The 18,642-nt window shown below is 73.6% G+C and carries 16 protein-coding genes; 10 read left to right on the top strand and 6 right to left on the bottom strand.

What is annotated here, in order from left to right; all coding sequences use genetic code 11:
* Nucleotides 1–56 precede the first annotated feature (56 nt).
* From ASF78_RS05330 to ASF78_RS05340, 3 genes are all read left to right on the top strand, one after another.
* A complete protein-coding gene (locus ASF78_RS05330; protein ID WP_156374045.1) occupies nt 57–1,133 on the top strand; it encodes a hypothetical protein in 1,077 nt (358 codons plus the stop codon).
* 7 nt (nt 1,134–1,140) lie between these two features.
* Nucleotides 1,141–3,912 carry a LuxR C-terminal-related transcriptional regulator gene (locus ASF78_RS05335; RefSeq protein WP_056585498.1) on the top strand — a complete coding sequence of 924 codons (2,772 nt, stop codon included), beginning with the start codon at nt 1,141–1,143 and terminating at the stop codon, nt 3,910–3,912.
* 76 nt (nt 3,913–3,988) lie between these two features.
* Entirely contained in the window at nt 3,989–4,465 is a 477-nt protein-coding gene (locus ASF78_RS05340) for a hypothetical protein (RefSeq protein WP_056585500.1), read from the top strand.
* Between the two features lie 37 nt (nt 4,466–4,502).
* Here ASF78_RS05340 and ASF78_RS05345 read toward each other — a convergent pair whose 3' ends face one another.
* From ASF78_RS05345 to ASF78_RS05355, 3 genes are all read right to left on the bottom strand, one after another.
* Entirely contained in the window at nt 4,503–4,754 is a 252-nt protein-coding gene (locus ASF78_RS05345) for a PspC domain-containing protein (protein WP_056585502.1), read from the bottom strand.
* A 106-nt stretch (nt 4,755–4,860) separates the two neighbouring features.
* Nucleotides 4,861–5,325 carry a hypothetical protein gene (locus ASF78_RS05350; protein WP_056585504.1) on the bottom strand — a complete coding sequence of 155 codons (465 nt, stop codon included), beginning with the start codon at nt 5,323–5,325 and terminating at the stop codon, nt 4,861–4,863.
* Entirely contained in the window at nt 5,322–6,521 is a 1,200-nt protein-coding gene (locus ASF78_RS05355) for a serine/threonine-protein kinase (RefSeq protein ID WP_056585507.1), read from the bottom strand. The genes ASF78_RS05350 and ASF78_RS05355 overlap by 4 nt, the downstream gene beginning before the upstream one ends.
* A gap of 75 nt (nt 6,522–6,596) precedes the next feature.
* Here ASF78_RS05355 and ASF78_RS05360 point away from each other — a divergent pair, with 75 nt between their 5' ends.
* From ASF78_RS05360 to ASF78_RS05370, 3 genes are all read left to right on the top strand, one after another.
* On the top strand, nt 6,597–6,962 hold the full coding sequence (locus tag ASF78_RS05360; RefSeq protein ID WP_235518396.1) for a nuclear transport factor 2 family protein: 366 nt from the start codon (nt 6,597–6,599) through the stop codon (nt 6,960–6,962).
* Nucleotides 6,963–7,103: 141 nt separating this feature from the next.
* Complete coding sequence (locus tag ASF78_RS05365; protein WP_056585509.1) at nt 7,104–9,353, top strand: cellulose binding domain-containing protein; 2,250 nt, start codon at nt 7,104–7,106, stop codon at nt 9,351–9,353.
* A 64-nt stretch (nt 9,354–9,417) separates the two neighbouring features.
* Complete coding sequence (locus tag ASF78_RS05370) at nt 9,418–11,682, top strand: glycoside hydrolase N-terminal domain-containing protein (RefSeq protein WP_056585511.1); 2,265 nt, start codon at nt 9,418–9,420, stop codon at nt 11,680–11,682.
* Here the strand turns inward: ASF78_RS05370 and ASF78_RS05375 are convergent.
* Entirely contained in the window at nt 11,672–12,337 is a 666-nt protein-coding gene (locus ASF78_RS05375) for an NAD(P)-dependent oxidoreductase (protein WP_056585513.1), read from the bottom strand. The genes ASF78_RS05370 and ASF78_RS05375 overlap by 11 nt on opposite strands.
* Before the next feature lie 114 nt (nt 12,338–12,451).
* On the opposite strand from ASF78_RS05375, the gene ASF78_RS05380 reads away from it, so the two are divergent.
* Entirely contained in the window at nt 12,452–13,420 is a 969-nt protein-coding gene (locus ASF78_RS05380; protein WP_235518399.1) for an AraC family transcriptional regulator, read from the top strand.
* 66 nt (nt 13,421–13,486) lie between these two features.
* On the top strand, nt 13,487–13,891 hold the full coding sequence (locus ASF78_RS05385) for a hypothetical protein (protein WP_056585517.1): 405 nt from the start codon (nt 13,487–13,489) through the stop codon (nt 13,889–13,891).
* Here ASF78_RS05385 and ASF78_RS05390 read toward each other — a convergent pair.
* Nucleotides 13,888–14,142, bottom strand: coding sequence for a hypothetical protein (locus ASF78_RS05390; protein WP_082494949.1), 255 nt, complete (start codon nt 14,140–14,142; stop codon nt 13,888–13,890). The two genes, ASF78_RS05385 and ASF78_RS05390, sit on opposite strands and share 4 nt — an antisense overlap.
* 289 nt (nt 14,143–14,431) lie before the next feature.
* Nucleotides 14,432–16,438 carry a thioredoxin domain-containing protein gene (locus tag ASF78_RS05395; protein WP_056588201.1) on the bottom strand — a complete coding sequence of 669 codons (2,007 nt, stop codon included), beginning with the start codon at nt 16,436–16,438 and terminating at the stop codon, nt 14,432–14,434.
* A 204-nt stretch (nt 16,439–16,642) separates the two neighbouring features.
* Here ASF78_RS05395 and ASF78_RS05400 point away from each other — a divergent pair, with 204 nt between their 5' ends.
* Nucleotides 16,643–17,170 (top strand): hypothetical protein, encoded by a 528-nt coding sequence (locus ASF78_RS05400; protein WP_056585521.1) that lies wholly within the window; start codon nt 16,643–16,645, stop codon nt 17,168–17,170.
* Between the two features lie 49 nt (nt 17,171–17,219).
* Entirely contained in the window at nt 17,220–18,596 is a 1,377-nt protein-coding gene (locus tag ASF78_RS05405; RefSeq protein ID WP_056585523.1) for a signal peptidase I, read from the top strand.
* Nucleotides 18,597–18,642 lie beyond the last annotated feature (46 nt).

Here is an 18,642-nt window from a genome sequence, read left to right on the forward strand (position 1 = left end):
CGTCACTACCGTCGTGGCGTGTCTGACTTGGCCGGGCAACGGTGGAGGAGGTGGACGTGAGCACGACGGGCAAGGACCCGCAGTGGCGCGACGCCGAGCGCTTCGCCGAGCGGCACGCCCGCACCGTCCTGGCCCGCACCGACGTGCGCGTCACCGGCCCGGGATCCGCCATCGAGTTGGACCTCGTCGGCATCGACTTCGCGGGCCGCGTCGAGCACCGCCGCAGCCCCGTCGGACGCAGCGACCTCGAGGACCTCCGGGTGGCGGCAGGCTCGTTCGTCGCCGTGTTCTACTCCCGGTCCGGGTACACCAAGACCGCCCTCCTGTGGGCGGAGGAGCACCACATCGGCCTGTTCGGCTACACCGACACCGGCTACGCGAGCCCGGCCAACCCGTTCGCGGTCGAGCTGGTGCACCGCGCCCAGACGGAGTCCGAGCACCACGTGCGGGCGGCCACGGAGCAGGTCTCCCGACGCGCGAACGCGGCGCGGCAGGAAGCCGAGCGCCGGGAGCGCGAGGCGCTCGCCCTGGAGCTGCGCGCGGAGGACGAGGCCCGGCAGGCGACCGAGCGGCGGCGGGTCCGCCGCGAGCGCTCCGAGCGGGTGCTCGGGCGGACCGTCGCGCTCCTGCTGCAGATCCAGGTCGCACCCGGCGCGCTGACCGCGACCGTCGACCGCCTCGCGCACTCGACCATCGTCACGGCCGTCACGGACGCCGCGGAGCGGCTCTCGATGGGCGACCGCCCGCACGCCGTGGCGCTCCTGCGCTCGATGTTCGACGACGCCGGAGCGGTGCTCGAGGTGCTGACCCCGCCGAGCGCACGGGACACGGCGAACTACCGGACGTCACGGGCGGCGATCGAGCGGGGCCAGGACGCGCTCGACGCGGCGGACGGCATCGGCGCGGTCGGGCACATCGCCCCCGAGCACGTGGCGACGCACCTGCGGGCGGCGGAGCAGTCCTGGCGCGCCCTCGTCGGCGAGCTGACCAAGGCGCTCCCCGCCCCGGTCCTCACCGACGTCCCCGTCCCGCGCCGGCCCCGCCACCTCACCTCGTCGAGCGAACCGCTGCCGCCGGGCGTCGCGGAGCGCGCGCCCACGGCGGTATCAGCCCGTGGGGGGCGCCGCTCCTGATCCCGTGGTGGATCTCCTCGGTACGGCGCAGCCGCGAGGCCCCTCCCTGCACGTTCCCGGCCGCAGGATTCCGCGGATCGTCGGGCGCGACACCGAGCTCCGGCGCGTCGAGTCGTTCGCCGACGACGTCCGGCTCGCCGCGCACGGTCGCTCCCTCGTCCTGGTCGGCGAGGCGGGCATCGGCAAGACGACCCTGTGGGAGCACGGCGTCGACCGTTGCCGGGCGGCGCAGGCGCTGGTGCTGGTGGCACGGCCCAGCGAGGAGGACCGCGACAACCCTGCGCAGGGCCTGCACGACCTGTTCGACCGCCTCCCGGCGTCCGCGGACCTGGCGGCCGACCTGCCCGCGGTCGAACGTTCTCGGTGGGTGCTCGACCAGCTCCGCACCCTGGCCGCCCAGGGTGCGGTCGTGATCGCCGTCGACGACCTGCCGTGGCTGGACGACATCACGCGGCACACCCTGCGCTTCGCGCTGCGCCGGCTCGGCGACGAGCCCGTCTCGCTGCTGGCGACCGCGCGGACGTGGAGCCCCGAGGAGCTCGCGATCCCCGCACCCGGCCTGGACGGCGGTGTCGAGCGGCTCGACCTGGCCGGGCTGGAACGCCTGAGCCTGCGTCGCATCGTGACCGCCGCGGTGCCCACGCTGAGCCTCCCGGCTGTCTCCGAGGTGGGCGAGCTGGCGCACGGGAACCCCTTCTTCGCGCTCGAGCTCGCCCGCGCCCACCAGCTCGGGACACGCTGCCCGCCCGACGGGTCCCCCCTGGCCGCGCTCGGCCACCGCGTGGCCGGGCTGCCCGCGGACACGCTGCGACTCGTGCGTCTGCTCGCGCTCGCGGGTCCGTCGCCTTTGCGGGTCCTCGCATCGGCCGCCGGGCTCCGGAGCGTCGACGACGCCGTCCGCCCCGGCCTCGATGCCGAGGTGGTGGTACTCGAGCACGACTTCGGCCTGCGGTTCACGCACCCGCTGATCTCGACCGCGGTGCTCGCCGGGATGCACGCCCTGGACCGTCGCGGCCTGCACGAGGCGCTGGCGCGCACGCTCGAGGATCCCGACGCCCGGGCGGTGCACCTGGCCCGCGCCGTCGACGGGACAGATGCTGCGGCGGCGGACGAGATCGAGTCGGCTGCGCGCCGGATCGCCCGCCGGGGCGCTCCGCGGCTCGCAGCCGACCTGTTCGGGGACAGCGCCCGGTTGACCCCACCCGACGACGAGGACGCCTCCGTTCGGCGCACCCTGGCCCGGATGATGCAGTGCGCCACCGCCGGGGACCTCTCGACGGCGCTGCGGCTCGCGGACCGTCTGCTGGAACGGCTCGAGCCCGGGCCGCTGCGCGCGTCCGTCGTCACCGGCCGCGTCGTGCTCGACTTCACTGACGCGGAGGTCGTCCTGCGGACGGCCCTCGAGGAGGTCCCGGAGAACGGGTCGGTCGCGCACGCGAGCCTGCGCGGCCGGGTGCTCGGGCTGCTCGGGTGGCTCCTCGGCATCCACCTCGGCCGCCTGGACGAGGGCCTTGCCTGCGCACAGGCCGCGCTCGAGACCGGCCGGTCGCTCGACGACGCGGTCCTGGTCGCCCAGGCGGCGTCCGCCGTGTCCACGACGTCGCTGCTGCTCGGCCGGCGGACCGACGGGCTGATCGAGGAGGCCGTGGCCGTCGGGAGCGAGGTGGTCCAGTCCCAGCTCGCACTCTGGCCGCAGGTCCTCCAGGGTCGCCAGCAGCTCTGGGACGGCCACCTCGGCCGGGCGCGGACGAACCTCGAGTCCATGCACCGCAGCGCGCGGAGCAACGGCGCGGAGTTCCAGCGGTCGTACCGGTTGCACGACCTGGCGCAGGTGGCGCTGGCGGCGGGCGACCTCGACGTCGCCGCGCAGCACGTCGAGGACGGGTCCGAGGCGGCACGGGACTGCGCGGACGACCGGGCTCTCGCGTGGCTGGCCTACCCCGCCGGTCTGCTCGCCGGGCTCCGCGGAGACCCGGAAGATGCCCGGACGCACGCGGACCGGCTCGACGCCTGGGCCGCGCGCGTCGGTGAGCGGCCGCGGCTGGCGATGGCGGGACACGTCCGGGGCGTCGCGGCGGCTGCACGTCGCGACTGGCCGGGCGCGCTGGACGAGCTGCTCGGCGCGCTCCACGTGCTCGACGCCCTCGGCTACGTCCACCCCGGAGCCGTGCCGGTGCTCCCGCAGGCGATCCAGGTGGCCGCTCTCGCGGGTGAGACCGACCGCGTGGAGCACCTGGTGCACCGGTTGCGGCAGCACTCCGCGTCGCTGGCGTCCCCGTGGGCGGACGCCCAGGTGCAGGCCGGCACGGGACTGCTGATGCTCCTGCGGGACCAGCCGGAGGCCCTCGACACCCTCCGCCGGGCACAGGACCGTCTCGCGGGCCTCGGGTACGGGCTCGACGCGGCCCGGACCGGGTCGTTCGTGCTCGCCGCGGGTCTGCGGGCAGGTCGGCGGCAGTCGGCCCGCGAGCAGGGCGAGCGGTGCCTGACGACCTTCCGGGACGCCGGCGTGCGCGGCTGGGATGCGGTGGTCGTCGAGCTCCTCGACCGTGTCCGGGGCAGCACGGACGACGACCTGACGCCGACCGAGAGCGAGATCGCCGGCCTCGTGGCCGACGGTCTGCGCAACCGGGAGATCGCCGCTCGGATGTTCGTGAGCGAGTCGACCGTGGAGGCCCACCTGACCCGGACCTACCGCAAGCTCGGGCTGCGCAACCGCGCGGACCTGTCGCGCCGGATGGAGCGCTCTGGGGTGTCGTCAGGGGTTTCCCCGCTGTAGCGCCGAACCCCTGCCGACCTACGTTCGGGTGGTCGGACCGAGAGCCGGTCCGCACCGCACAGCAGGGGGAACCATCATGACCATCCTCACCGACCTCGCCGACGAGTTCGAGACCTACCCGAGGGACTTCCTGGACGTCCAGATCGTCCAGGTCGACCCGCCCGGGGCTGTCATCAACACGCTCGAAGAGGTCCTCTTCCGCATCCAGGTGGCCAACTCCGGCCCGCTGGACGCCAACCAGCTGAGCCTGCTGGTCGAGGGGCTCAACGGCACCCTGGTCCGCAGCAACGGCCTGAACTCCCCGTGGCAGAGCTCGTTCACCATCTCGGGAGCCTTCTTCGGGGACGTCCCCGCCCACTCGGCGGTGACCCCGCGGGTCTCGCCCGGCGACAAGTTCGCGTTCCGGCCGTCGACGAGCTCGACGACGGTTCGCGACCTCGTGCGCGTCTCGGTGGCGGGGTACGACACCGACCTGCTGCACATGACCGTGGCGCACACCCGGGCCGACGCGGAGGCGAACGACGTCTACGCCTCGACCGTCTCGCCGGCGTGAGCCTGCAGGCCCGCCGCGACCTCGGTCGCGGCGGGCCTCAGAGCTGTCCGGGGACGGTGGGCACGGGAGCCTGCACGGGGTGCTCGGTCGGCATCAGGATCCACAGCAGCGGGTAGATCAGCAGCTGGCTGCCGGGCAGGACGAACAGGACGAGGACGAACAGGAGCCGCGCGGGGACCGGTGCGATGCCGAACCGGCGCCCGAGACCGGCGCACACCCCGCCCAGCACTCGGCCGTCGACCGGCCGGACGAGGCCCTGTCGAGCCATGCCATCGTGGATGCTGCCCATGGTGCTGCTCCTCTCGTGCCGGCCGGGGCGGCCGGACATCCCCAGCATGCCGCCCTGTGCGGCGTGCGCGCATCGGTGATCCCCCGGAACCGGACCCTGAGAGCGCCTACTTGTTCTTGCCCGGGCCCTTGTCCTTCGGACCCGGCGGTTCCTTGGCGGGAGGCGCCGGCTGGTTCTTCTGCTCGGCCGCAGCCTGGTCGGCAGCGGCCTGCTCGGCAGCCGCCTGCTCCGCAGCGGCCTGCTCCGCGGCCGCCTGAGCGGCTGCAGCCTGGTCCGCGGCCGCCTGGGCCGTCGCGAGCTCGGCTGCCACACGGTCGAGGGCGGCGTCGATCTCCCGGTACCGCGCCGTCGACACGTCCCCTGCGTCGACACCGGCGTCGAGGTCCGCCTGCGTGTCGGCGAGCAGCACCCGGGCGTCGGCCCACCGTGCCTCGCTGGCGGCCTGGGTGACGGCGAGCACCGACTCCTGGAGGGACTGCGCGCGGTCCGCCGCCAGCTCCGGCGCGCTGCCGCAGCCGACGCACCCGAGCGCGACGACGAGCACGACGCCGGCCCGCACCGCGCGCCTCATGGCTCGACACTCTCCTGCAGCTGCGTGAGGGACTCGCCCACGGGCCCCTCGACCGCCGGGTACGAGGGCGGGACGACCGGGTCCCCGGCGCCGGACGCGAGCTGCCCCACCAGCAGCGTGCCGCCGACGAGGAGCACGAGCGCACCACCGACCAGCGCGGGCCGGGTCCACCGGCGCGGGGTTGCCACCGGGATGCTCTCGGGCGAGGGGCTCTCCGCAGCCAGGATCTCCGTGGCAGGGTTCTGCGGTGGCAGGCTCCTCGCGGCGGCGCTCTCCGCGGCAGGCATCACCAGGGTCTCCCCCGACGCACCCGCCAGGATCGCGGCCAGGTCCTGCGCCACCTCGTGGGCGTCGGGCCGCTCCTGGGGCGCCATCCGGGTCATGCGCGTGAGCAGGTCGCCGAGCCGAGGGTCGAGGTCGACGGGCACGTCGGGTGGCGAGACCAGCCGTGCCGTCGCCATCTCCGCCATCGTGCCGGTGAAAGCCGGCCGGCCGGTCGCGCACTCCAGCAGCACCAGCCCGAGCCCGTACACGTCGCTCGCCGGTCCCAGCTCGGTCCCGGTGGCCTGCTCGGGGCTCAGGTAGCTCATCGTGCCGAGCGTCATGCCGGTCATGGTCAGGCGGGTCGCGTCCGCGAGCCGGGCGATGCCGAAGTCGGCGAGCTTGACCGCGGGTTCGCCCCGCCGCCGCGTGGCGTCGAGCGAGTCCGCACTGGTCAGCAGGATGTTGGCCGGCTTGATGTCGCGGTGGATGATGTCCCGCTCGTGCACGGTCGCCAGGGCCTCGGCGACGTCCCGGCCGACGCGGGCCGTCTGGTCGACGTCGAGCGCGCCCTTCCGGAGCCGCTCCGCGAGGGTCGGCCCCTCCACCAGCTCCATGACCAGGTACACCTGCTCGGACCCGTCGTCGCCGTGCACGGTGCCGGCGTCGTGCAGCGTGACCAGGCCCGGGTGGCTGAGCGTGGCGAGGACCCGGATCTCGGCACGGTTGCGCAGCAGGTCGTCGGTCCCGTCGTGGACCGCGGGGAAGACCTTGACGGCCACGTCCCGCTCGAGCAGCACGTCGTGCGCCTGGTGCACGGTGGCCATGCCACCGCGTCCCAGCACCGCGTCGAGGCGGTAGCGGTCGCCGAGGAGCGGACGCTCGTCGGGGTCCTCCGACGAGTCCACGGGCGACTCGTTGACACGGTCCAGCATGGGATCCGACGCTAGGTGCACCCGATGACCCCCGCATCCGGTGACCGGGCGAACCTTCGGTGGCACACTGCCGCGGTGAGCATCCCCGAACCTCTCGCGTACAGCGCCGCCTGGGTGGAGGCGTGGAACGCCCACGACGTCGAGGCCGTCCTGGCGCACTTCCACGACGACGTCGTCTTCACGTCCCCCACCGCGGCACGCGTGGTGCCGTCCAGCGGCGGGGTGGTCCGTGGCAAGCAGGCGCTCCGCGAGTACTGGACCGAGGGCCTGCGGCTCATGCCGGACCTGCACTTCACCGTGGAGCGCGTGTACGCCGGGGTGGGCGTCCTCGTGATCACCTACCGCAACCAGTCGGGTGGCCTGGTCGACGAGGTGCTGGTGTTCGCCGACGGGCTCGTCGTGGAGGGGCACGGCACGTACCTCGTGCCCGAGGCGCGGTAGGAGAACGTTATCGGTGGTAAGCGTGTTCCGATGAAAGGTTTCACTCCCTAGGTCCGCGCGCGCGCCAGTCCCTACGTTCCCCTCAGGGCTGCGTCGTGCCCTCCGACGAGGACGTCGGCCGTGACCGCAGGAGGAAGCACCATGTCCCACCCTCGCAGAACCATCCCGTGGCTGATGGCGGCCACGATGGCCATCGGTGTCGGGGTCGCGGTCGCGCAGCCCGCGACCGCGGCAGCAGGCTGCCGTGTGGACTACACGGTGACCAACCAGTGGGGCGCCGGCTTCGGGGCCGACGTCAAGGTCACCAACCTCGGGGACGCCGTCACCGGCTGGACCCTGACGTGGTCGTTCGGCGCCGGGCAGACCGTCACCCAGGCGTGGAACGCGGCGACGTCGCAGAGCGGCTCGCAGGTGACGGCGACGAACGTCTCGTACAACGGCGGGATCGCGTCCGGCGCGAGCACGTCGTTCGGGTTCAACGGCTCGTGGTCGGGCAGCAACCCGGTGCCGACGACGTTCGCGCTCAACGGGACCACGTGCACCGGCGGCACGTCGACACCGACGACGAGCCCGACGGTCAGCCCCACCAGCACGCCGACCACGACCCCCACGGCGACGCCCACCGCCACCCCGACCCCGACGCCGACGAGCACGACCCCGCCGGCCGGTGCATGGCAGGCCGAGAAGCTCGACCGCGGCCTCATCAGCGTGCGCTCCGGCAGCAACAACCTCGTCCAGTGGCGGCTGCTGGGCACGGAGTCCGCGAGCACCGGGTTCAACCTCTACCGCGGCGGCACGAAGATCGCCGGCCCGATCACCGACTCGACCAACTACCTCGACTCCGGCGCCTCGGCCGGCGCCACCTACACGGTCCGCGCCGTGGTGAACGGGTCCGAACAGGCGGCCTCGGCGACGTCGCTCACGTTCGGCAACGGCTACCTCGACGTCCCCATCCAGAAGCCCAGCGGCGACTACGTGGCCAACGACGGCAGCGTCGGCGACCTGGACGGTGACGGCCAGCTCGAGATCGTCCTGAAGTGGGACCCGACCAACGCCAAGGACAACTCCCAGTCCGGCGTCACGGGCAACGTGTACGTCGACGCGTACGAGCTGAACGGCACGCGCCTGTGGCGGATCGACCTGGGCCGCAACATCCGCGCCGGTGCGCACTACACGCAGTTCCAGGTCTACGACTACGACGGCGACGGCAAGGCCGAGGTCGCGATGAAGACCGCGGACGGCACCCGCTCAGGTACCGGCCAGGTCATCGGCGACTCCGGTGCCGACTACCGGAACTCGTCGGGCTACGTGCTGTCCGGCCCCGAGTACTTCACGGTGTTCACCGGCCAGACGGGTGCGATCGGCGCGACGACGAGCTACGTCCCGGCCCGCGGCACGGTGTCGAGCTGGGGCGACAGCTACGGCAACCGGGTCGACCGGTTCCTCGCCGGCACCGCGTACCTGGACGGCTCGCGGCCGTCGATCATCATGGCCCGCGGCTACTACACGCGCGCCGTGATCGTGGCGTGGGACTACCGCAACGGGCAGCTGACACGGCGGTGGACGTTCGACTCGAACAGCTCGACCTCGGGCAACAGCACGTACGCCGGGCAGGGCAACCACTCGCTGTCCGTGGCCGACGTCGACGGGGACGGCAAGCAGGAGATCCTCTACGGCGCGGCGGCCATCGACGACGACGGACGCGGCCTGTGGAACACCCGCAACGGGCACGGGGATGCCGGGCACGTGGGCGACCTGATCCCGAGCCGGCCCGGCCTGGAGTACTACAAGGTCGACGAGGACGCCAGCAAGCCCGCCTCGTGGATGGCCGACGCCCGCACGGGTCAGATCCTGTGGAGCACCCCGGCCGCCGGTGACAACGGTCGCGGGGTCTCCGGCGACATCTGGTCGGGCAGCCCCGGGGCCGAGTCGTGGTCGTCGGCGGACTCGCAGCTGCGCAACACGTCCGGGCAGACCGTCGCCCGCAAGCCCAGCTCGGCCAACTTCCTGGCCTGGTGGGACGGCGACACCTCCCGGGAGCTGCTCGACGGCACCCGGATCGACAAGTACGGCACGGGCGGCGACACCCGCCTCCTGACCGGGTCGGACGTGCGCTCGAACAACGGCACCAAGTCCACCCCGGTGCTGTCCGGCGACCTGTTCGGCGACTGGCGGGAAGAGGTCATCTGGGCGAGGTCGGACGAGTCGGCGCTGCGCATCTACGCGACGCCGACCGTCACGAGCACCCGCGTGTGGACCCTGCTGCACGACCAGACCTACCGGGTCGCGATCGCGTGGCAGAACACGGCGTACAACCAGCCGCCGCACCCGGGCTTCTTCCTGGGCACGCCGTTCACGATGCCCGCCCAGCCGGTGATCAGCACCCCCTGATCTACGCTGCCGGTCGGACCGTCGCCCCTCCCCTGGCGGTCCGACCGGCAGCCTCAGGAGACGCGTGACGACCGAGACGACCCTGCGCTACGACGCCCCCGCGGACCTCTGGACGGACGCGCTCCCGCTCGGCAACGGCCGGCTGGGCGCGATGGTCTTCGGGGGCGTCGCGGTCGAACGGCTCCAGCTCAACGACGACACCTGCTGGTCGGGAGCCCCCCGCTCGGGCTCCGCACCCGACGGCCCCGCCGCGCTGGCGGCCGCCCGGGACGCCCTCGGCCGGGGCGACGTGCGGGACGCCGAGCGGCGGGTCCAGCAGCTGCAGGGCGGCTTCGTCCAGGCGTACCAGCCCTTCGTGGACCTCTGGCTGGAGCAGGACACCTCGCCCGACGGGTACGAGCGGTGGCTGCGTCTGGACGAGGGCGTCGCCGGCCAGACGTGGGCGACCGGTGCGCAGGAGGCGTTCGTCAGCCGGCCCGCGTCCGTCGTCGTGGTGCACCGCACGTGGTCCGGCGGGGCCTTACGGGTCCGGCTCACCTCGGAGCACCCCCTCGACCGGCCGACCGGTGACGGCTCGCGCTGGTCGGCCACGCTGCGCCTGCCGTCGGACGCACCGCCCGACTACGTGGCCGGGGCGCAGGTCGTCCGCGACCGCGGACCCGGGACCAGCATCACGGCGGCCGTCGCGGTCGAGGTGGTCACGGACGGCGTCGTCGCCGCCGACGCCCAGGGTCTGCTGCTGCGCGACGCGACGTGGGCGACGGTCGTCGTCGCGAGCGCGACCGACTACGCCGGGGCGACGACCCCCCTGCACGGGGACGCGGACGCGCTGCGGACGGAGGCGTCCGCCATCGCGGCGACCGCCGCGGCCCGCGGGGTGGCCGCACTGCGTGACGAGCACGTCGCCGACCACGCCGCGCTGTTCGGCCGGGTGTCCCTCGACCTGCCGGGTACCGCGAGCGACCTGCCGACGGACGAGCGGCTCCGTCGGCACGCGGCCGGGCAGCCCGACCCGGGGCTCGCCGCGCTCGCGTTCCACCACGGGCGGTACCTGCTGATCGCGGGGTCGCGCCCGGGAACACTGCCGATGACCCTGCAGGGGATCTGGAACGACGCGGTGCGGCCCCCGTGGTCGTCCAACTTCACGATCAACATCAACACCGAGATGAACTACTGGCCGGCACTGAGCACGGACCTCGCGGAGTGCCACGAGCCGCTGCTGCGCTGGATCGGCGAGCTGGCCGCCTCCGGGACCCGCACCGCGACCGAGCTGTACGGGCTGCGCGGGTGGACCGCGCACCACAACTCCGACGCGTGGGCGTTCACCGAGCCCGTCGGCGACGGAGCGAGCGACCCGTCCTGGTCGTTCTGGCCGTTCGGCGGCGTCTGGCTCGTCCGGCACCTGGTCGACCACCACGACTTCACGGGCACCCTCCCCGACCCGTCCGTGCTGGTCGGCGCCGCACGGTTCGTGCTCGACTGGCTGGTCGAGCTCCCCCACGGGACGCTCGGCACCCAGCCGTCGACGTCCCCGGAGAACACCTTCGTCGCCCCGGACGGCCTGCCCGCGTCGGTGACCACGTCGACCACCGCGGACCTGGCGATGGCCCGCGACCTCCTCGAGAACGTCGTGCGGCTCGGCACGCCCGCGGACCTGGTCGCCGAGGCGAGGGCCGCTCTCGACCGACTGCCCGCCGAACGCGTCGCACCCGACGGTCGGATCGCGGAGTGGCTCGACGACGTGGTCGACGCCGAGCCCGAGCACCGGCACCAGAGCCACCTGTTCGGCGTCTACCCGGGCACGTCGATCGACCCCGACCAGGCGCCGGACCTCGCGCGGGCTGCGCTGGCCACGCTCGACGCGCGCGGCCCCGACTCGACGGGCTGGTCGCTGGCGTGGCGCCTCAGCCTGCGTGCCCGCCTGCGCGACCCGGCGGGTGCCGAGGCGATGGTGGACGCGTTCCTGCGACCGGCGGGCTCGGGCGCCGGCGTCTACCGCAACCTCTTCTGCGCCCACCCGCCGTTCCAGGTCGACGGCAACCTGGGCTTCACCGCGGGCGTCGCCGAGCTCCTGCTCCAGTCGCACCGCACGGTGGGTGCGTCGCGCGAGCTGCACCTGCTGCCGACTCTCCCGCCCTCGTGGCCGTCGGGGGCCGTGCGCGGGCTGCGGGCGCGCGGCGGGGTGTCGGTCGACCTCGCCTGGGACGCGCACGCGCTCACCGTCGCGCGCCTCGTGGCGGACCGGGACAGCACGGTCCTGGTCCGCCACGGCGGCGGTTCCGAACGCCTCGACCTGCGCGCCGGAGAGGCCACGACGCTCACACCGTGACCGGGACCGCCGCACCGGCGGACACCGAGACGGTCCGTCCGGTCAGCGTCGCGTCCTGGACCGCCTCCGCGAGGAACCAGCCGACCTGCGCGCGCGAGACCTTCGTGCCCTCGATGGCCCCGTCGGTCGACGTCGTCGGCGCACCGGCCCACGGTTCGTCGGTGAGGGTGACCGGCTGGACCTCGACCCAGTCGAGGCCGCTCGCGCGCAGCTCGACGCCCTGACGCTCGGTGTCCGCGATCTGCGGCCGGAGCAGCAGCGCGAAGATCAGCCGGTTGACCAGCGGGAGGCCGACGCTCGTCGGCCCCGTGCCGTAGGACGTCTGCACGACCACGCGGCGCACCCCGTGGCGCCGCATCGCGGCCAGCACCGTGCGCGTGCCTCGCGAGCGGATGTCGAGCGGCGTGCCCGACGGTCCGCGCAGGCGGACCCGGACGGCGCTCTCGCTGATGCCGAGCGTGACGACGACGACGTCCTTGCCCTGGACCAGACGGTCCACCGTGGCGGCGTCGGTGGCGTCTCCGTCGATCCCTCGGACCCCCGGCAGCGACGACGCGTGCCGCGAGAGAGCGGTGACGTCGTGCCCACGGCTGACCAGCTCGGTGACGGCGGCACGGCCGGAGCCGCCCGTCGCTCCGACGACGAGAACCTTCATGATCTGACTCCTTCGATGCGGTGCGGGTTCCTGTGGTTTCCACCTCATCAGCGGCGCCCTGGACGGTCTATGATGAGTCGTCGCCAATCCATGACAGATCATCCAGGAGGACGCGTGACCGTCGTCGATCTCCCCTGGACCCCGGTCGACCCCGTCGGCGAGGCCCTGCACCACCTGCGCGTCACCGGCGTGTTCTACAGCCGCACCGAGGCGGACGGCCCGTGGGGGGTCGAGATGCCCGCGTTCGGCGACTGCGTCAGCTTCCACGTCGTGACGGCCGGCGAGGCGTGGGTCGAGGTCGAGGGCTCACCGCCCGTGCGGCTGGTGCCGGGCGACCTCGCGCTGGTCCCGCACGGACGCGGGCACCTGCTGCGCAGCGCCCCGGGGGTGCCGTCGATGGGCCGCGTCGACGAGCTGCCGCAGGAGTTCCTCAGCCCGAACTACTCCGTGCTGCGCCACCAGGGCACCGGCTCGCACGTCGAGCTGATCTGCGGCGTGCTCTCCGTCGACGGCGCCGCCTCCCGGCTCCTGCTGGACCTGCTGCCCTCGGTCGTGCACGTCGACGGCCGGCAGGGCGGGGCGTGGATGGCGGCCACTCTCGCCCTCACGACCGAGGAGCTGACCCACGCCCGGCCCGGTGGCGAGGCCGTGACCACCCGGCTCGCGGACATCCTCGTGATCCAGTCGATCCGCGCCTGGCTGGACGCCCAGCAGATCAGCACCGGCTGGCTCGGCGCCTTGCGCGACCCGCAGCTCGGCGCCGCGATCACCGCCGTGCACCGCGAGCCCGGCAGGCCGTGGACCGTCGCGACGATGGCGCACGAGGCGACGATGTCCCGGTCCGCGTTCTCCGCACGGTTCACCGAGGTCGTCGGTGAGCCAGCTATGCAGTACGTCACGCGCGTCCGCATGCATGTCGCGTCCGACCGGCTCGGCTACGGGCGCGCGACCGTGCGCGAGGTGGCCGCCGAGCTCGGGTACGACTCCGAGGCGTCCTTCAGCCGCGCGTACAAGCGGGAGGTCGGCGTCTCCCCCGGCCGGACACGGCGCTCACCGGGATGGTCCGACACACCCGTGGCGTGACCGTCGCGGCCCGGCGTAACGTCGCTCGGACCAGGATCCGCGGGCAGCGACGAGGGGTGACCAGCGATGAGCATGATGGCCGACATGATGAAGTCCATGCCGATGGCAGGGATGACCGGTATGCAGATGCCGATGATGCAGGACTGCGTCGAGGCGTGCTCGGCAGCCGCGATGGCCGCCACCATGTGCGCCGACGCGGACGGCGGCGAGGGCATGGGGCGATGTGCCTCGATGTGCATGAGCACCGCGGACGTCGCGACGACGATGATGCGGATGATGCTGCGCCCCGCCGGCTACGACATGGGCGTGATGACCTCGATGATGACGGCGTGCATGGCGATGGGTGAGGCGTGCGCCGCGGAGTGCATGATGCACGCCGAGATGTCGGAGCACTGCCGGATCTGCGCCTCGGCGTGCACCGCGATGGTCGAGGCCTGCCGGATGGCGATGTCCTCGATGCAGACGGCCTAACCGACGACGGGGCGCGCCGAGTACCAGGCGCCACCCAGGGCGAGCACCTCGGCGACCAGGTGCACCGCGACGGGTTCCCCGATCGCGGGCGCCGCCCTGGTCGCCAGCACGGTCGCGTCCCCGTCCAGCAGGGCGACGGTGACCGTGTCGGGCTCGCGCGCGATCACGAGCCCGTCGCGCCAGGCGCGCGGTGAGGCGGTCGCGACGACCTCCTGGATGGGGAGGAGGTCGATACGGGTACGGTTCGGCAAGGTGTGCTCCAGGTCTGGCGATGTCCACTGTCGGTCCGCACCGTCGAGCACGGTGTCGGGCTGCGCCGCGGGGCGGCGGGTCAGGTCCTACCTGCGGTGACACACCTGCAGAGAGCTCCTCAGAGCTGCACGGACCGGGAGGACGAGGTCCTCAGAGACACATTCGACACAGACACCGGCGCGTCGACATGACGTCGACGGATCCCGCGGTGCTGGTGATGGACATGCGACGAGTGTGAGCACCCGTCCACATGCTGTCAAGCAGTCTCGGATGGCGGACGCCCGCCGCTCACCGCCCGAGCTGTCGGGCCAGCACGTCGACGTCGGTCGTCGGCAGGTCGCACACGAAACCACGGCACACATAGGCGGCGGGTCCCGACCGGTCCCTGAGCAGCGGGGGGACCTCCGCGCCCGGTACGCCCACGGCGACCACGAGCCCAGGCGCCGTCGACCGGACAGCGACGGCGTGCAGGGCGCGCCGCGCGGGATCGTCATCCCCGACGACCGCCACCTCCCGCGGTCCGTCGAGCAGGGCCTCCACCACCGCGAGCGCCGCTCCCGCCGCCCTCGGGAAACGTGTCGCGATGCCGAGCGGACCCCGCAGCGCGCGCTCGGCCGCCTCCCGGTGCCGCAGCGATCCCGCCAGGGCCGCGTACGTCAGCAGGGCGGCCGCCGCAGCGGACTGGCCCGACGGCGTCGGCCCGTCGGCGGGGTCCTGCAGGACGCGGATCCGCCCCACGACGGCGTCGGTCTCGTCGTCGGCGGTGTCCCGCAGCCCGCCGTCCGTGGCGGCGAAGTGCACGAGCACCGTCTCCAGCAGGTCCCCGGCGGCGTCGAACCAGGCGGGGTCACCCGTGACCGCGCTGAGCGTCAGGAACCCGTCGGCCACGTGCGCGTAGTCCTCCAGCACGCCCGGCGCGGCGCCGGCGACCCCGTCGCGCGAGGCCCGCACGAGGCGCGCCGACCCGTCCGGTGCACGACGCACGTGCGTCGCCCGCAGGAAGCGGGCCGCCACCGTCGCGGCGTCGAGCAGGTCCGGTCGGTCGAGCAGCGCACCGGCCTCCGTCAGCGCCGCGACCGCCAGCCCGTTCCACCCGGAGACCACCTTGTCGTCCCGCGGGGGGTGCGGCCGCTGTTCCCGGTCCGCCCGCAGCCGCTCCCGGACGTCGTCGAGCCGCACGGGGTCGGGCGGGTCGACGCGCCGCTGCAGCACGGACAGCCCGTGCTCGAACGTGCCCTCGTCGGTCACGCCCAGGACGCCCGCCGCCCAGGTGCCGTCGTCGTCCCCGAGCACGGACCGCAGCTGTGCAGGGCTCCAGGCGTAGAACGCCCCCTCGCGGCCCTCGCTGTCGGCGTCGAGCGACGACGCGAAGCCGCCCTCGGCGGTGCGCAGGTCGTCGAGCAGCCACTGGGCAGTCTCGGTCGCGATGCGGCGCGCCTGCGCCGAACCCGTCGCCCGCCAGGCGTGCACGTACACGCGGAGCAGGAGCGCGTTGTCGTAGAGCATCTTCTCGAAGTGCGGGACCACCCAGGCGGCGTCGACGGAGTACCGGGCGAAGCCGCCCGCGAGCTGGTCGTACATCCCTCCGCGGGCCATCGCGTCGAGCGTCGCCTCCGCCATCGCGAGCGCGTCCGGGGAACCGGTGCGCGCGTGGTGGCGCAGCAGCCACTCCAGCACCATCGACGGCGGGAACTTCGGCGCCCCACCGAACCCTCCACGCGCGGCGTCGAACGTCGTCGCCAGACCCGCGAGCGCCCGCTCGACGACGTCGAGGCCGACCTGCTCCCCCGCGGCCGGCCGCTCCGCCAGCGCCTCCGCGATGACCCCCGCGCTCTGTTCCACCTCGCCCCGGCGCGTGGTCCACGCCGCCGCCACGCTCGCGAGCACCTCCGTGAACGACGGCATCCCCTGCACGCGGCGGGGCGGGAAGTACGTGCCGCAGAAGAACGGCTCCCCCGTCGGCGTCGTGAACACCGTCATCGGCCAGCCACCCGACCCCGTCATCGCCTGCGTCGCCGCCATGTAGACGGCGTCGACGTCGGGGCGCTCCTCGCGGTCCACCTTCACGCACACGAAGTGCTCGTTCATGAACGCCGCGGTCGCCTCGTCCTCGAACGACTCGTGCGCCATGACGTGGCACCAGTGGCACGCGGCGTATCCGACGGAGACGAGCACAGGCACGTCACGGGACGCCGCCTCCGCGAACGCGGCGTCCCCCCACTCGACCCAGTCGACGGGGTTGTCGGCGTGCTGCAGCAGGTACGGGCTCGTCGCGGATGCGAGGCGGTTCGGCACCGACCCAGCCTCCGCCAGAACCTGGGGGGAGGCGACCGCAGCGCCGCCCGCCGACGCCGAGACCACGTGGCCGGTTGCCCCAGGACACATCTGGACAGATGTTCAGGACCTTGGGCCCATCCGCTCGCAGGGTCGTCCGGGGTGAACTAGAGGCACGCGCGCGCCGAACAGGTCGGCGCTCGGGAGGTACCCCAGGAGGACCTCATGGACAGACGCAAGACCACCCAGCTCGCCGCGATCCCCGTCGGCCTTCTCGTCTCGGGCCTGCTCGTGACACAGGCGTCGTCCGCCGCCTTCACGGCCCAGACCAGCACCGGCGCGAGCACCTTCGCGACCAGCACGGTCCAGCTGACGAACGACCACGTGGGAGCGGCCGTCTTCACGGCGGACGACATCGTCCCCGGGAACACCGGCACCCAGACGGTCGCCGTCGACTACACCGGCACGACGCCGGTCGACGTGCGCATGTACGCCGAGGACGGAGACACCTCCAGCGCGCTCGCCGCGGCACTCGAGCTCACCGTGACGGTCGACGGCACCCTCGTCTACGACGGGACGCTCGCCGGGTTCTCGGCCAAGACCACCTTCGCCGACGGCGTCGGCACCTGGGCCCCCGCCGCGACGGCCGGCGAGGACTACGTCGTCACGTGGGAGCTCCCGGACACCGCGGCCGACACCCTGCAGGGCGCCGGCACGCAGCTGACCTTCGTCTGGGAGGCCCGGACCAGCTGACGGCCGCACGGTCGTCGACACGCACACCACCCACCGAGGAGGACAGACCATGAGCGGCCACCGCGCCGAGCCGGTCCCCTGCCCGGTGGGCTGGGTCACGACCGTCCGCGTGACGCTGTCGCGTCTCGCGCTGGCGGTGCTCGCCGGTCTGGCCGTCTGGCCGCTGATCTTCTCGATGCTCGGCTTCACCGTCGGCGCCATCGAGTCCGGGTCGATGATGCCGACCCTCCGGGTGGGCGACGTGGTCGCCTCCGCCCCGATGGACATCGCCGACGTCCGGACCGGCCAGATCGTCACGGTCGTGGACCCCGCGACCGACGACGGTGGCCTGCTGACCCACCGCGTGCACGCGATCGCCGACGACGGCGCGCTGATCACGAAGGGCGACGCCAACGCCGACCCCGACTCGACCCCGGTCACCGACGGCGACGTCACGATGGGCCGGCTGCGGGTTCCGTTCGTGGGCTACCCGGTCGTCTGGTGGACGTCGGCCCAGTGGCTGCCGCTGGCCGGCACCGCGGTCGGCCTCGTCCTGCTCGCGCGAGGCTCGTCGGAGCAGCCTCTCGCCCTCGCGACCGGCGAGCAGAGCCGACGCCGGGCAGGCGCCCTCGCGACCGCCGCGACCGCCGCCGTCGTCGTGGTCCTCGTCGCCCAGAGCGCCACCCCCAGCTCGGCCGCGTTCAGCGCCACGACCGCCGCCGCCACCAGCACGTGGTCCGTCGCGGCAGCGCGGCTGGGACCGTACGGCGACGCCGTGCTGGCCGACCGCCCGTTCCTGTTCTTCCGGATGGACGAGCAGTCCGGCGACGTCGCCGTCGACTCCTCGGGCAACGGTCACGACAGCGGCTACCGCGGATCCCCGATCAAGGCCGGCGTCGTCGGCGCGCTGCCCGGCCAGACCGCCGTGAACTCGGCGACCGAGCTCGACGGAGCCGCAGCGATCGCGTCGACCCGCACGTACGCCGAGACCACGGACTTCACGTTCGAGGCGTTCCTCATGTCACGCGGCTGGTGGGACAGCGGCCCCGCGTCCACGATCGCGGAGCTGCGGACCCCGGACGGCTTCCGCGACCGCCTCTACCTCAGCTACGGCAGCCTGCTCTACCAGGCCGACCAGGACACCGCACCCGTCCACCTGCAGGGCTACCTCCCCACGGACGGCAGCTGGCACTACGTCGCGATGTCGATGTCGGGCACCTCGATGAACGTCCACCTCGACCGACAGGTGTGGCACGTCGAGGTGCCGGACCGCGACCCGGCCGTGAACGCCCGCTTCGTCATCGGCACCCACCTGCAGCCCTTCGACGACCCGACCACCCTCGGCACCGACAACTACCTCGGCGTCATCGACGAGGTCGCCCTCTACACCTACGCGCTGACCGAGGAGCAGGTCGCCCGGCACGTCGCCGCCGCGGGCATCCCGTGACGGCGGCGGCCCGCGTCGCGTCGTCGGACGAACGCCTGCCCGAGCG

This window comes from Cellulomonas sp. Leaf334, assembly GCF_001424195.1.
Taxonomy (GTDB): domain Bacteria; phylum Actinomycetota; class Actinomycetes; order Actinomycetales; family Cellulomonadaceae; genus Cellulomonas.

Coding starts and splice junctions, on each gene's coding strand:
- ASF78_RS05340 (WP_056585500.1), top strand. CDS start 3,989: ATGACCATCCTCACCGACCTCGCCGACGAGTTCGAGACCTACCCGAGG.
- ASF78_RS05345 (WP_056585502.1), bottom strand. CDS start 4,754: ATGGGCAGCATCCACGATGGCATGGCTCGACAGGGCCTCGTCCGGCCG.
- ASF78_RS05350 (WP_056585504.1), bottom strand. CDS start 5,325: ATGAGGCGCGCGGTGCGGGCCGGCGTCGTGCTCGTCGTCGCGCTCGGG.
- ASF78_RS05355 (WP_056585507.1), bottom strand. CDS start 6,521: ATGCTGGACCGTGTCAACGAGTCGCCCGTGGACTCGTCGGAGGACCCC.
- ASF78_RS05365 (WP_056585509.1), top strand. CDS start 7,104: ATGTCCCACCCTCGCAGAACCATCCCGTGGCTGATGGCGGCCACGATG.
- ASF78_RS05375 (WP_056585513.1), bottom strand. CDS start 12,337: ATGAAGGTTCTCGTCGTCGGAGCGACGGGCGGCTCCGGCCGTGCCGCC.
- ASF78_RS05385 (WP_056585517.1), top strand. CDS start 13,487: ATGAGCATGATGGCCGACATGATGAAGTCCATGCCGATGGCAGGGATG.
- ASF78_RS05400 (WP_056585521.1), top strand. CDS start 16,643: ATGGACAGACGCAAGACCACCCAGCTCGCCGCGATCCCCGTCGGCCTT.
- ASF78_RS05405 (WP_056585523.1), top strand. CDS start 17,220: ATGAGCGGCCACCGCGCCGAGCCGGTCCCCTGCCCGGTGGGCTGGGTC.